We start from the raw sequence: 12,923 nt of genomic DNA, 5'->3' as shown, positions 1-12,923 counted from the left end.
CGGCCCTGCAGGCGCGAATGCCGCACCCGGCGGCGCCTGAACGCCTCACCCTCCCCCGGCTGCCTCATCACCCGCGCGATGCCACAATAGGCGACCCTCGCGTGGAGATCCTCCGATGCAGCAAGCGCAAGCCCAGGGCCTGCCGCCCGCCACCACCGGCGACATCACGCCGGAACCGGTGCGCGAGGGCATCGACCTGATCGTCAACGGCGAGCGCTTCCGGCACACCGGCGATCCGCTGATGCCGCTGCTTTGGTACCTGCGCGACGTCTTGCGCCTGACCGGCACCAAACTCGGCGATGCGCACGGCGAGGACGGCTACGACCTGGTACTGGTCAACGGCAAGGCGGTCTCGGCGACCAAGCGGCCGATGGCCAAGCTCGCCGGCGCCCGCGTCACCACCGTCGAGGGCCTGGCGCACCCCGATGGCAGCCTGCACCCGCTCCAGCAGGCCTTCATCGACGAGGACGCGATCGGCTGCGGCTACTGCACGCCCGGCTGGTTGATCGCCGGCATCGACCTGCTTACGCGCAAGCCCAAACCCTCCGACGAGGACATCGACAAGCTGCCCAACCGCTGCCGCTGCGGTGTGCAGACGCGTGTGCGCCGCGCGATCAAGCGCGCCGCCGGAGCGAAGGCATGAGCGGCACCCTGCAGGTTTCGCGCCGTCGCTTTCTCAAGGTGATCGCCGGCACCGCCGGGGCGCTGGTCGTTGGCGTGGGATACGCCAAGGCCGAGGTGCCGGTCCCGCCCGCCATGCTCGGCGACGACTTCGGCCAGCTCGGCGCCTACGTGCGCATCGATCGCGACGGCAACGTACTGATCGGCGCGCGCGACCCGGACACCGGCACCGGCACCGCCACCGCGCTGCCACGCATCCTCGCCGAGGAGCTGGATGCCGACTGGACCCGCGTCACCGTGGTGCCGCTGGGCCTGGGCGTCGAGGCAAAGGACGGCAAGCCGGTGTGGACGTACGGTCACCAGCGCAGCGGCACCGGGGACTCGATTCCCGCCGCATGGGCCGACCTGCGCCAGGCTGGCGCGCTGGCGCGCTGGCTAATTACCCAGGCCGCCGCGCGACGCCTGGGCATCGCCGCCGACCGGCTGCGCTGCGAAGCCGGGATGGTGGTCACGCCGGACGGTCGGCGCTTCCCCTACGGCGCCCTGGTCGAGGCGGCCAGCAAGATCGATCCGCCCAACGCACCGCTTCCGCTGAAACCGCCGCAACGTTACACGCTGGTCGGCCAGCCCGCCGGCGACGTCGACGCACGGCGCATCGTCACGGGCCAAACCCGCTACGCGCTCGACACGCATTACGCCGACGCACTGGTCGCCGTGCTCGCGCAGTGCCCCTGGCCCGACGGCAGCCTGGCCAGCATCGAGACCGCCCCGGCGCTGGCGATCAAGGGCGTGGTCAAGGTGATGCCGATCAACCCCGAGGCCGGCGTGCTGCCCGGCGAAACCGCGATCGCCCCGGCCGTCGCCGTGCTGGCCGAGAACACCTGGGCGGCGCTGCGTGGCCTGGCCGAACTCAAGATCGAATGGAAGCCCGGCGCCCACAGCGCCGAGCAGGATAGCGGCAAGCTCGAAACACAGGCCCTCGCCCTGCTCGACACCGACAGCGCACCCACTACCCGCCTGCGCGACGAGGGCGACCTCAAGGCCGCCAGCCGCAAGGCCGCGCGTCGCGTCGAGGCCACCTACATGCAACCCTGGCTGGCCCACGCCACGCCCGAACCGATGAACTGCCTGGTGCGCCTGGACAAGGACCAGGCCACGCTGGTCGTGCCCACCCAGTCGCCGAAACAGGCTTGGTCCGTAGTGCAGCGCCTCACCGGCCTGGCGCCGGACAGGATCGCCATCGAGGTTCCGCGCGTGGGCGGCGGCTACGGCCGCCGGCTCGACCACGACTACGTCGCCGAGGCGGTGATGCTCGCCAAGGCCGTCGACAAGCCCGTCCGCCTGATGTGGACCCGCGAGCAGGGCCTGACGCACGACTACTACCGCTCCGGCACCGTGCACAAGATCAAGGCGATCATCGGCCGCAAGCGCAAGCTCATCGCCTGGGACCAGCGCATGGCCAGCGCGTCCGCGCTCGCCGGCCGCGGCGTCGCCGCCGACCGGCTGTGGACGTCCGAGGTCGCCGCCGACCAGCTGCCCGCCGGCCTGGTGCCCGCCTACCGCAACGACTGGTACAGCCTCGCCTCGGCGATGCCGCGCGGCCCGTTCCGCGGCGAGCCGCACGTCACCAATGCCTTCGCGGTCGAGAGCTTCATCGACGAGATCGCCCACACCCTGCGCGAAGACCCGCTGGATACCCGCCTGCGCCTCCTCGGCGATGCGCGCCAGATGCCGCTGGCCGGCGGCGGCATGCTCGACGTCGGCCGCCTGCTCAACGTGCTCAAGCTGGTCACCGACCGCATCGACTGGAAGAACTGGCTGCACAACGTCAACGGCATGGGTCTGGCCTGCTGGCACGTCGATGGGGCCTACGTCGCCCATGCCATCGAAGTGGCGATGCAAGGCGAGAAGCTCGAGATCGTGCGCGCGGTGTGCGCCGCTGACGTCGGCCGCGTGATCAATCCGCTGGGCCTGCAAGGCCAGATCGCCGGCGCGACTCTCGACGCCTTGTCCAACGCGCTCAATCCGGCCATCACCTTCAAGAACGGCCAGGTCCAGCAGCAGAACTTCAAGGATTACCCACTGGCCAGCATGGCGCAGCTGCCGAACGACGTGGAAGTCATCCTCGTCCCCAACGACCGCGCCCCCACCGGCGCCAGCTTCCTGGCCATGCCCACCGCCGCCCCCGCCCTCGCCAACGCCGTCTTCCGCGCCACCGCCGTCCGCGTACGCCGCCTGCCGTTGATGAAGGAACTCCTGCGGTTGCTCTGAGCCCCGGCGCGTTGTTGCGGCCATCAAGTTCATCGCGTACCACATCATTTGGTCGGTCGCGCTGTTCCGTCTTGGTCGCGCGTCACTGCTTCTTCTTACGCTGGCGCAGTATCCGCGAGGCCTAGACGCGCAACGTCACGCCAATCAAATTTCGCTCGTTGGCATTCTCGTACTCGTCTTGGCGTGGTCGGCTGTTGCCATCTACAACAACGCTCTTGGCGCCCACGCCTAACATCTCATTCGAGGCGGACGACTACGCCACCGTTCAACTCCACAGTTAGGCAGCATGAAATGCACTTCAGCAATCTCGAACAAGCAGCGCTGCGTCTCAACGAACTCTATGAACAGCTCGAGGTCAAGCGCTGGGGGCGCGTCTGGACCACCCAAGAGGTCGCGCTCGGCTTCATGGGAGATGTCGGCGATCTTGCAAAGTTAATTCAGGCCCATGTGGGGGTCCGCACGATCGAAGATCATCGGGCGAAACTCGGCCATGAATTGTCGGACTGCCTTTGGTCAATTATCGTCTTGGCTAACAAATGCGGTATCGATCTCGAGGCAGAATTCGTCAGGAACACCCGTGAAATATCGGAATACGTATCGGGCGAGCTCGCGAAATAAACGGTAACCGCGCAACAGTTCGTCCACGCTCAAGTGCTAGGCGCTCAATTGTGAGTACGCAGGAAAGGTCTCCTTTTCTTCGACAAGAGCCTTAAGCGCAACCTGCAAGGTAAGGAGCTGGACACCCGACAGATCGCTCGACCCATTGCACGACTTCGCCATGCCTCTGAGGCATTTCCTTTGAATCCTGCACCCCGCCCACCGAAGCCGTTTACCGATCCACTCACCGCGCGGGTTGTTGGCGGGGTCTTGCTGTTGATCGCGGCAGCTGGCTTGATGATTGGCGCAAACGCGCTCGACACCGGTTGCATTCGCCTCATGCGGGGGCGGCACGGCCCGGGCGTCTTGCACTGCGTTCCGGAGTCGTCGTACTGGATCGCCACTATGCTGTCGCTGGCCCTGGGCATCGCCGTCGCGATTGGTGGCTTGAAATTCCTGCGCCACGCACGCCGCGCGCGCGAGGTCCATGCTGCCCGTCGCTGAGGATTCGTCTGGGCCGACGCCGCTTCGCGACGACGCCTGGATCTGATTGGGGAGAAGGTCGAATGATTGCAATGTTCGTTTTTTTTGCCATGTCGGCAGCGACGCCGCAGCTTGGCTTTGATCAGGCCAAGGCGCTTGCGGATAAAAACGAAGCGTCCCTGGATCGCGCGATGAGTTCCCGGCTGCTTGGGGCGCAGGGCAAGGCACTGGAGGCGGCGATGACCGCTTGCGCCCGCCCGGATGCGGACGTTTCGAAGTTCACGGTGGTCTTGTCGTTGAACGCTGACGGCTCGACCGAAGCAAGCTGGCTCCAGGGGACGACAGCGCTGGCAAAGTGCGTGCAATCGGAACTGGCCGGTGCCGGGCTTGCGGGTCGCTGGCCTACGCCTTTCTACACATCGTTCGAGCTGTCGTTCGATAAGCCCTGAAGGTTGTAGGCATCAACGTCGTTGCTCTCCTGATGGCGCTGTCGTTCTTGCGCCAGACGCCCCGCTTGCCGCCTGACGATTCGCCCAAGCCCATGCCGGTGCCTGACACCGCTTAAGCGTCCCGACGGCACGCACGCCGCGGGCTGTGTCGCGGGAAGTGCTGCCTTACGCCGCTGCGAGCTCTTGGGTCCCGGTATGCCGAAAGCTGGATAGCCGGATTGCAGTCATCCACCCGCTGCCCTACCGCGTGGGCGGATACGGTTTGTCCCGCAACAACGCCGCCAGGTGCGCCGCGTTGCACGCCTGCGTCTGGATCGCCCCGGCCAGCGCCTTGGGTGTCTGGTCGAGGTCGATGTAGTTCTTCTTGTGCATGGCCTCGCCTACCCAATAGGTCGAGCTGCCGCCCGGGATGGTGAAGCCGACGTCGGCCAATGCCTGGTAGAGCTCGGCGGTGACGTGGTGGGCGCCGTCCTCGTTGCCGACGACGCTGACGATGGCGACCTTGCCGAAAGTGGGGTAGATGCCGTGCTCGTCGATTTCGCCGAATACGGCATCGAGCCGTTCCAGCACGCGCTTGGCGATACTGGAGGGCTGGCCCATCCAGATCGGAGTGGCGAGGACGAAGATGTTCGCCTCGTCGATGCGCTTGCGGATCGATGGCCATGCATCGCCCGGGCCTTCGTCGGTTTTCACGCCTGGCTTGATGTCGTGGTCGACCGCGCGCTCGTAGGCGGTGCTTACGCCGTAGCCGTCGAGTGCGCGCAGCACCTGATCGAGCAGCTTCTGGGTCGAGGACGGCTGGTTGTCGCGCTTGAGCGTGCAGTTGAGGCCGAAGGCGGAGAGCATGGCGGCTCCTTGGGCAAGCGGGTCCTCCAGTCTGCGCGTGAGGGTGTCGAGTCGGAGTCGGCGCGGCGGGCCTGGTCCTTTCACAATTGGCAGAAGACCTCGGCCATCGCCGAGTCGTCGCGCCTGTAGTGCGGACCGGGACCGTCGAAGTGTCCTTCCAGCAAGGCCAGATCGGCGATCCCGGCCACGTCGAACAGTCGCTCGGATGGCTCGCCGCCGTTGATCTGCCGTCCGCGCAGCAGTTCGGTGCCGCGGTGTCCCCTGCCGTGGCACTGCGGCTCCACGACGCGCAGGCTGCCGTGGTAGACGAAGCGCACGGGCCGTCGTTCGCGAATGGCCTGGTCGATGAGGAGGCTGGGCATGGGGTGTTTCGGGCATATCAATCGGGTGGCCAGACGCAAGCCTGCACCCGGCTGCGTGGAAACCGAGTCACCCCGCCGGCGAAACGGTCTCGACCGGCTCAGTCACTGGACGCAACCAGCGGCCGCGAAGCCAGCGCTCGCACGGCATCGACCAGCACCGCGCGATCAGCACGCCCAGCATCCAGCATGCGGCGAACGCCGGCAGATACCACAGGAAACCGGTACGCGCGTCGGCGCCGCTCCAGCGATACAGCCGCATCAGCGCGAACACCACGAACATATGGCTGAGGTAGATCTCATAACTGAGCCGGCCCCAGCTGCACACCCAGCGCAGGCCGCGAGGTACGGGCGGCGGCGCGCTGCGGAAGGCGAGCAGCAACGCCAGCGTCGAGCCAGTGAGCAGCAGCATCACGCCCTCGTGCAGCAACGGCCACAGCCAGTGGCCGCCCAGCGTGGCGCCAAGTAGGCCGAGCGCACCGCTCCAACGCAGCAGGCGGACGGTGCGCGGCGACACCGGCGCGCCGCGGGCGAACCACAGCGCACCGAGCACGCCGGTAGCGATCGCCGCCATGCCCGGCAGATAGGCCTTCTCCTGCCAGATCTCGTTGCCGTCCAGTGCACCGCGCGTCCACGGCAGCGACAGCGCCAGCAGGAGCAGCAGCGGTACCAGCGCCCAGGTGCGCCTGACCAGCAGGCAAACCAGCGGAAAGCCCAGGTAGAAGGCCTCCTCGATCGACAGCGACCAGAGCACGTCCCAACTGCCCGGCAGATAGCCGGTCTGGCCTTCATACCAGTTCAGGTGCAGTCCCAGCGCGGCGATCAGCGCGCCGCCCAGCGACTGCCCGGGGCGATGGATGGTGTAGTCCGCCACGCCCAGGCCATGCAGCGCGGCCAGCACCGCCAGCAGCGCAACCAGGCAAGGCACGATGCGGGCGAAGCGGCGGGCGTAGAAGACGCCCGGCTCGATCCGCGCCAGGCTGCCCCAACGCTCCAGCGCGTTGCCTGCGATCAGGAAACCGGAGATCACGAAGAACACGAAGACCGCTTCGTAGCCGTTGTAGTTGAGCGCCTGCAGCAACCGTACCGGCAGCACGTCCGCCAGCGCGGAGGCCTTCAGCGGGAGGCGCATCGGTAGACCCAGGTGGTTGAGCAGCACGAACACGATCGCCAGCCCGCGCAGCAGGTCGATGCCTGCATTGCGCGGAGCGGCCGCATGGCGAGGCTCAGCCATAGCGCTTGAGCTCACCCTCGTCCTTGAGGCTGAACGGGGTGAAGTGGGTGTGCTCGTCGTAGGTGTCCACGCCTTCGCGCGACTTGAGGAAGCCGACTACCGCATAGGTGAGCGGCGTGAACACCACTTCCACCGCGACCTTCATCGCCCAGTTGAAGGCGATCACCTTGACGATGGTCTGGCCTTCCCAGATGCCGGTGAAGGCGATCGGGTAAAACGTCAGGCTGTCCACGCCCTGCCCCACCAGGGTCGAGCCGATGGTACGCGTCCACAGCATGCGGCCGCGCGTCCATATCTTCATGCGCGCCAGCACGAAGGAGTTGGCGAAGTCGCCCAGCCAATAGGCAATGATGGATGCCAACGCGATGCGCCAGGTGCCACCGAAGACGATTTCCAGCGCCGGCTGCAGTTGCGCATTGAACGGCTCGCCCGGGCTCGGCGGCATGTGGATGATCGCCTGCGACATCGCCGTGGCGAACAGCATGGCGCCGAAGCCCGCCCAGATCGCGCGTCGCGCCCGGGCGTAGCCGTACACCTCGGTGAGCACGTCGCCGAAAATGTAGCTGGCCGGGAAGAACAGGTTGCCGGCGCCGAAGGACAGCGCGCCCAGTACCGGCAGCGTGATCGTGCAGACCTTGGCCGGCCCGATCAGGTTGGAACACAGCAGCACGGCGACCATGCCGCCGACCAGCAGGTCGTAGTAGCGGAAGCCGCGCATCGGTGCGGCGGGTGTGGATGCGTCCATCGGGCCCCCTGGCGTGTGGCAACGGCGCAGGATAGCGTCAAGCGAGTCTTGGCCGCTGCGGTGCGGAACTCAGGGCCTCGCAACGGCGGCTGATTCCTCGCGCAGCACGATCACCCCGTCCAGCACCTTCGACCAGTCGAGCGTATACGGCGTGCCGTAGGCCAGGGCACGCCCGGAAACCTTGCCCAATGCCCGCAGCTGGCCGCGGTCGAGAAAGCGCAGCGGGGCCCGCTCCGCACGCGCATACGCCACCGCCTCCAGACTACCGGGCGCTGCAGGAACTAAGGTATGCGCAGGGCCTCGACCGCCGACTTGGCCGTAGCTGCCCGCCAAGGCGCTAAAACCCACGGCAGCCGCGTGATCGCCGAAGCTGGCGTGCACATAGCTGCCGAACGGCCGCACGCCCGGCCTTGCACCCTCCAGCGATCTGGCCGCGTGTACGCTCGCGCACCATACGATGAAGCGGGTGCCTGCCGGCCAGCTTGCGCGTATGCGCTCCAGGTTGGCGTACATCGCGCGGTCGCGAAGGCCGCCGGGGTCACCGTCGGCGAACGCCAGGTAGTCGGCGTACGAATCGACCATCGCCCGCACGTCCGGTAAGGCGCCAGCGGGCCGTGCATCGAGCGCCACGCGGATGTCCCGGAGGCAGCCACGCAACTGGCCCAGGGCGCGGCCATCGAACGGATGGGCGTCGTCATACGTCCACCGATCATGGCGCCCGATGAGCTGCTCGCAGGTGCGCCGGCGGCTGCCGGCCAGCACCCCCGCCAGCACCTGGGGCAGCCGCTGCTGCGCGTAGTACGCCGTGATACCGCCGACCTGGGGGTCCAAGCCAGCGACGTAGATGCGGCCCTCCCTGGTCTCCTTGAACAGCCAATCCGCCAGCGGCGCAAAGGACGGATAGCGCGACCAGAGCGCCCCGATCGCGTCGGCGAGTTGCTGGCGGGTGCCCGAGCCCGCGGCCAGGCTGCGCTGTGCCGCGAGCATGTCGTAGAACTGGCTTTCGAACACCACGCCCCGGAAACCGCACTGGGCGACCAGTCGTTCGACCAGTAGGGACTTCACCTGGAGCGTCGTGGCCGCGGCATGGTTGGCGTCCTCGCCGAGCAGCACCACGTCTCTCGAGCACAACGCGTGGATGACGGGGTCCAGTGGCGACGCGGCTGGCGCCGTGTGCGCCCACGACGCCGTCGCCACGATGAAGCACAGGAGGGCCAAGCTCAGTCGCATGCGCATTCCCTTGCAGTTCGCCGACGCCGACGCCGGGCCATTATGGCGGGTCAGTCCTCGCGTTCGCCTTGACCGGGGAACAGCACGTCGGTGAAGCCAAACTTGGCGAAGTCGGTGATGCGCGAGGGATACAGGCGCCCGATGAGGTGGTCGCATTCGTGCTGCACCACGCGGGCATGGAAGCCCTCGGCGGTGCGATCGATCGGCTGGCCCTTGGGGTCGATGCCCTGGTAGCGGATCAGCGTGAAGCGGCTCACCGCACCGCGCAGGCCCGGGACCGACAGGCAGCCTTCCCAGCCTTCTTCCATGTCGTGCGAAGCCGGCGTCACCAGCGGATTGAGCAGGATCGTGCGCGGCACGGGTGGTGCGTCGGGATAGCGCTCGGCATGGTCGAAGCCGAAGATCACCAGCTGCAGGTCCACGCCGATCTGCGGTGCGGCCAGGCCGACGCCTCCGGCCGCTTCCATGGTGTCGAACATGTCCTGGATCAGCTGATCCAGCTCGGCGCTGCCGACCATCCCGGGTGGCACGGCGGGGGCGATGCGCGTCAGGCGCGGGTCGCCCATCTTGAGGATGTCGCGGATCATCGGGGCCTCGCGGTGGATGTCGATACGGGTTTGGAATGCGCAGGGCGGGTTTCAGCCAAGCGCCCGATGCGCCACTGGTGGGCTGAAGCCCATCCTGCGCAAGCGGTCAGCGACTGCCGAAGACTTTCTTCAGCAAATCGGTGGTGCGTGCGGCCGGATTCTTGCGGATGGACTGTTCCTGCTCACCGATCACGGTGAACAGGCCATTGAGCGTCTGCGCGGTGACGTAATCGTCCAGGTCCAGCGGGTTGCGCTTGTCGTCGTTGCCGCCCAGCGCGCCGAGCACGTTGCCCAGGCCACTGCCGCTGGCGGAGGTGAGTGCCTTGTACTTCTGCGTGACGCCGACGCGGTCGGTCGCCTGGGCGACGATCGGATGGATGCGCGCGGTCAGGGCGTCGCCGGCGACCCGGCGGAAGAAGTCGGTGGCGGCATGGTCGCCGCCGGTGAGGATGCCGCGCGCGTCCTGCAGGGTCATCTTGCGGATGGCGTCGCCGAAGATGTCGGCGACCTGCGGCACCGCCTTCTCCGCCGCGCGGTTCATGCTCAGCTGGAAGGCGTCCACCTTGTCGCCTTGGCCCAACTGGCGGGCGAGGTCGCCCACCTGCTTGAGCTTGCCCGGCAGAGGAATGCGCACCTTGGCATTGCCCCAGAAACCATCGGTTTGCCCGAGCGAGTTGATCGCATGGGTGGTGCCCTTGGCGAGTGCTTCCTTGAGGCCGGCGGCGATGTCGCTGGTGGGAAGGTTCGCGCCGCGCGTGGCATCGCTGGCGTGGGTGCCCTGCTTCAGTTGTTTGAGCAGGTCCTGCAGCTGGCCGCCGGCGACGGCGGGCAACGCGGCGGTGGCCAGCAGAAGGCCGAGGCAGGCGGGGCGCAGGCGCATGGGAGAACTCCGTGGGATGCGTTGCGAGTGTACGCGGCCCAGCGCCCGCGCGCCGTGATCGCACCCGTGACCGGACACATCCGGAGCGTGCCGTCACGCTTCCTCTCTCCGCCGGGAAGCACGTTGGGACGAGGGGCCGGGGCTCACCGGATATCCGCTCGTTCGTGCCGCCAAAAGCAACGGCAAACGGTCGCTCCCGACGTGATCGGGATGCGCGCTCCGGCATTGACCCGCCACCTTCCCGAGACGACCCTTGCCTGACCCGTCGAGGAGAAGCCCATGCACACCCGCGCCTCCATTCCGACCAGCCCCGCGGCAAGGATCCTGTGGGCCTCCATCGCCATCGTCGGTGCGTTCTGCCTGGGCGTTGTCGCACTGCGTCGTGGCGAGCCGATCAATGCGATCTGGCTGGTCGCCGCCGCGGTCGCCGCTTTCGTGATCGGCTACCGGTTCTACGGGCGGTTCGTCGAGCGCCACGTGCTGGCGCTCGATCCGGGTCGCGCCACGCCGGCGATGCGGCACCCGGACGGACTGGACTATGTGCCGACCGACAAGTGGGTGGTGTTCGGCCACCACTTCGCCGCCATCGCCGGCGCGGGCCCGCTGGTGGGCCCGGTGCTGGCGGCGCAGATGGGCTACCTGCCGGGCACGCTGTGGATCCTGTTCGGCGTGGTGTTCGCCGGGGCGGTGCAGGACTTCATGATCCTGGCGCTGTCGCTGCGCCGGGACGGGCGCTCGCTCGGCCATATGTTGCGCGAGGAACTCGGTCCACTGCCGGGCGTGGTCGCGATGTTCGGCGTGCTGGTGCTGATGATGATCGTGCTGGCGGTGCTCGCGCTGGTGGTGGTCAAGGCGCTCACGCACAGCCCGTGGGGCACCTTTACCGTGGCCGCCACTATCCCGATCGCGCTGCTGATGGGTTCGTACCTTCGCTGGCTGCGGCCCGCGCGCATCCTGGAGGTATCGATCATCGGAGTGGTGCTGCTGCTCGCCTCGATCTGGCTGGGCCGGTACGTGGCCGAATCGGCCACGCTGGCGCCGCTGTTCGACTTCGACGCCAAGGCACTGGCGTGGCTGCTGATCGGCTACGGGTTCTGCGCTTCGGTGCTGCCGGTATGGCTGCTGCTGGCGCCGCGCGACTACCTGTCCACGTTCCTGAAGATCGGCACCATCGCGTTGCTGGCGCTGGCGATCTTCCTGGCCGCGCCGGTATTGCAGATGGCCGCCGTGACGCGCTTCATCGACGGCACCGGGCCGGTGTTCCAAGGCAACCTGTTCCCGTTCCTTTTCATCACGATCGCCTGCGGCGCCGTATCGGGCTGGCATTCGATCATCGCCTCGGGCACCACGCCGAAATTGCTCGCCAGCGAAGGCGAGGCGCGGCTGGTCGGTTACGGCGGCATGCTGATGGAAGCGTTCGTGGCGATCATGGCGCTGGTCGCCGCATCCTCATTGCATCCGGGCGTGTACTTCGCGATGAACTCGCCGGCGGCGCTGATCGGCACCACCGCCGCGCACGCCGCGCAGACCATCAGCCAGTGGGGCTTCGTGGTGACCCCGGACCAGCTCACACAGACGGCACGCGACATCGGCGAGGCGAGCGTACTCTCGCGCGCCGGCGGCGCGCCCACGCTTGCGGTCGGCATGGCGCGGCTGCTCCACGAGATCCTGCCCGGCGGCGGCATGATGGCCTTCTGGTACCACTACGCGATCCTGTTCGAGGCGCTGTTCATCCTCACCACGGTGGACGCCGGCACGCGAGTGGGTCGCTTCATGATCCAGGAGATCGCGGGGCTCATCCACAAGCCGTTGCAGCAGACCGAGTCGTGGACGGGCAACCTGCTGGCGACAGCGATCTGCGTGGGCCTGTGGGGTTACTTCCTCTACCAGGGCGCGGTCGATCCACTGGGCGGCATCAACACGCTGTGGCCGCTGTTCGGCATCGCCAACCAGATGCTCGCGGCGATCGCGTTGATGCTCGCCACCGTCGTGGTAGTCAAGCTGAAACGCGAGCGGTATGTGTGGGTGCCCGGCATTCCGGCGCTGTGGCTCATCGTGTGCACGCTGACGGCCGGCTACGAGAAGCTGGCCGGCCCGATCAGTTTTACCGCCGCGGCGCGGAAGTACGCGGCGGCGGCCACCGAAGGAAGGCTGCTGGCGCCCGCGAAGGACGTGGCGGAAATGCAGCGCATCGTCGCCAACAACTACATCGATGCGGCGCTGACCGGGCTGTTCATGCTGCTGGTGCTGGCGATGGTCACCTTCGCCGTGCGCACCATGCTGCGCGCCTGGCGCACCCATCATCCGACGGCGCACGAGGAACCGTACATGCCGGCCGATGCCGCGGCCGGGAGCGCGCCATGAGGCCGTGGTGGCGAGCCGCCTGGTCGCGCGCCGTGCAGACCGCGCGCCTGTGCTGCGGCGTGCCCGACTACGACGCCTACGTGCGGCACCTGCGCGAGCATCATCCGGAGCGCCCGGTGCCCAGCTACGCGACGTTCTTCCGCGAGCGGCAGGAGGCGCGCTACAAAGGCACTGGTGGACGCTGCTGCTGAGGATGGCGTTTCCCGCAGGAGCGCATTCCGGACGTGCGCCCTGCACGCCGGCCATCCGCAAGGTGC

Annotated in this window: 14 protein-coding genes; 7 read left to right on the top strand and 7 right to left on the bottom strand. The window is 67.6% G+C overall.

What is annotated here, in order from left to right; all coding sequences use genetic code 11:
- Positions 1 to 115 precede the first annotated feature (115 nt).
- The 5 genes from LQ772_RS02785 to LQ772_RS02765 all read left to right on the top strand — a co-directional run bounded on the left by LQ772_RS02785 (position 116) and on the right by LQ772_RS02765 (position 4,421).
- Positions 116 to 643, top strand: coding sequence for a (2Fe-2S)-binding protein (locus LQ772_RS02785; protein WP_231323798.1), 528 nt, complete (start codon positions 116 to 118; stop codon positions 641 to 643).
- Positions 640 to 2,892, top strand: a complete 2,253-nt coding sequence (locus LQ772_RS02780) for a xanthine dehydrogenase family protein molybdopterin-binding subunit (protein ID WP_231323796.1) — start codon at positions 640 to 642, stop codon at positions 2,890 to 2,892. Before LQ772_RS02785 ends, LQ772_RS02780 begins: the two co-directional genes overlap by 4 nt.
- A 291-nt stretch (positions 2,893 to 3,183) precedes the next feature.
- On the top strand, positions 3,184 to 3,510 hold the full coding sequence (locus tag LQ772_RS02775) for a nucleoside triphosphate pyrophosphohydrolase family protein (protein WP_231323794.1): 327 nt from the start codon (positions 3,184 to 3,186) through the stop codon (positions 3,508 to 3,510).
- 249 nt (positions 3,511 to 3,759) lie between these two features.
- The gene (locus LQ772_RS02770) at positions 3,760 to 3,993 is read left to right on the top strand and encodes a hypothetical protein (RefSeq protein ID WP_231323792.1); all 234 of its coding nucleotides are present in this window, start codon (positions 3,760 to 3,762) and stop codon (positions 3,991 to 3,993) included.
- A 62-nt stretch (positions 3,994 to 4,055) separates the two neighbouring features.
- On the top strand, positions 4,056 to 4,421 hold the full coding sequence (locus LQ772_RS02765) for a hypothetical protein (protein WP_231323790.1): 366 nt from the start codon (positions 4,056 to 4,058) through the stop codon (positions 4,419 to 4,421).
- Between the two features lie 240 nt (positions 4,422 to 4,661).
- Here the strand turns inward: LQ772_RS02765 and LQ772_RS02760 are convergent, their stop codons facing one another.
- From LQ772_RS02760 to LQ772_RS02730, 7 genes are all read right to left on the bottom strand, one after another.
- On the bottom strand, positions 4,662 to 5,267 hold the full coding sequence (locus LQ772_RS02760) for a flavodoxin family protein (RefSeq protein WP_231323788.1): 606 nt from the start codon (positions 5,265 to 5,267) through the stop codon (positions 4,662 to 4,664).
- 80 nt (positions 5,268 to 5,347) lie between these two features.
- Positions 5,348 to 5,629 carry a hypothetical protein gene (locus LQ772_RS02755; RefSeq protein ID WP_231323786.1) on the bottom strand — a complete coding sequence of 94 codons (282 nt, stop codon included), beginning with the start codon at positions 5,627 to 5,629 and terminating at the stop codon, positions 5,348 to 5,350.
- Between the two features lie 67 nt (positions 5,630 to 5,696).
- Positions 5,697 to 6,860: an acyltransferase family protein gene (locus LQ772_RS02750; RefSeq protein WP_231323784.1), complete on the bottom strand. Its 1,164-nt coding sequence runs from the start codon at positions 6,858 to 6,860 to the stop codon at positions 5,697 to 5,699.
- A complete protein-coding gene (locus LQ772_RS02745; protein WP_231323782.1) occupies positions 6,853 to 7,605 on the bottom strand; it encodes a queuosine precursor transporter in 753 nt (250 codons plus the stop codon). Before LQ772_RS02745 ends, LQ772_RS02750 begins: the two co-directional genes overlap by 8 nt.
- 69 nt (positions 7,606 to 7,674) lie before the next feature.
- On the bottom strand, positions 7,675 to 8,835 hold the full coding sequence (locus tag LQ772_RS02740) for an erythromycin esterase family protein (RefSeq protein WP_231323780.1): 1,161 nt from the start codon (positions 8,833 to 8,835) through the stop codon (positions 7,675 to 7,677).
- Between the two features lie 50 nt (positions 8,836 to 8,885).
- Entirely contained in the window at positions 8,886 to 9,422 is a 537-nt protein-coding gene (gene def / locus LQ772_RS02735) for a peptide deformylase (RefSeq protein WP_231323778.1), read from the bottom strand.
- Positions 9,423 to 9,528: 106 nt separating this feature from the next.
- Positions 9,529 to 10,302: a DUF4197 domain-containing protein gene (locus LQ772_RS02730; RefSeq protein WP_231323776.1), complete on the bottom strand. Its 774-nt coding sequence runs from the start codon at positions 10,300 to 10,302 to the stop codon at positions 9,529 to 9,531.
- Positions 10,303 to 10,581: 279 nt separating this feature from the next.
- Between LQ772_RS02730 and LQ772_RS02725 the strand changes: the two genes are divergently transcribed.
- Both LQ772_RS02725 and LQ772_RS02720 read left to right on the top strand, forming a co-directional pair.
- Positions 10,582 to 12,666, top strand: a complete 2,085-nt coding sequence (locus LQ772_RS02725) for a carbon starvation CstA family protein (RefSeq protein WP_231323774.1) — start codon at positions 10,582 to 10,584, stop codon at positions 12,664 to 12,666.
- Complete coding sequence (locus LQ772_RS02720) at positions 12,663 to 12,857, top strand: YbdD/YjiX family protein (RefSeq protein ID WP_231323773.1); 195 nt, start codon at positions 12,663 to 12,665, stop codon at positions 12,855 to 12,857. Before LQ772_RS02725 ends, LQ772_RS02720 begins: the two co-directional genes overlap by 4 nt.
- Positions 12,858 to 12,923 lie beyond the last annotated feature (66 nt).

This window comes from Frateuria edaphi (genome assembly GCF_021117405.1).
GTDB lineage: Bacteria > Pseudomonadota > Gammaproteobacteria > Xanthomonadales > Rhodanobacteraceae > Frateuria_A > Frateuria_A edaphi.
This window is presented reverse-complemented; position numbering and strand designations above follow the sequence as displayed.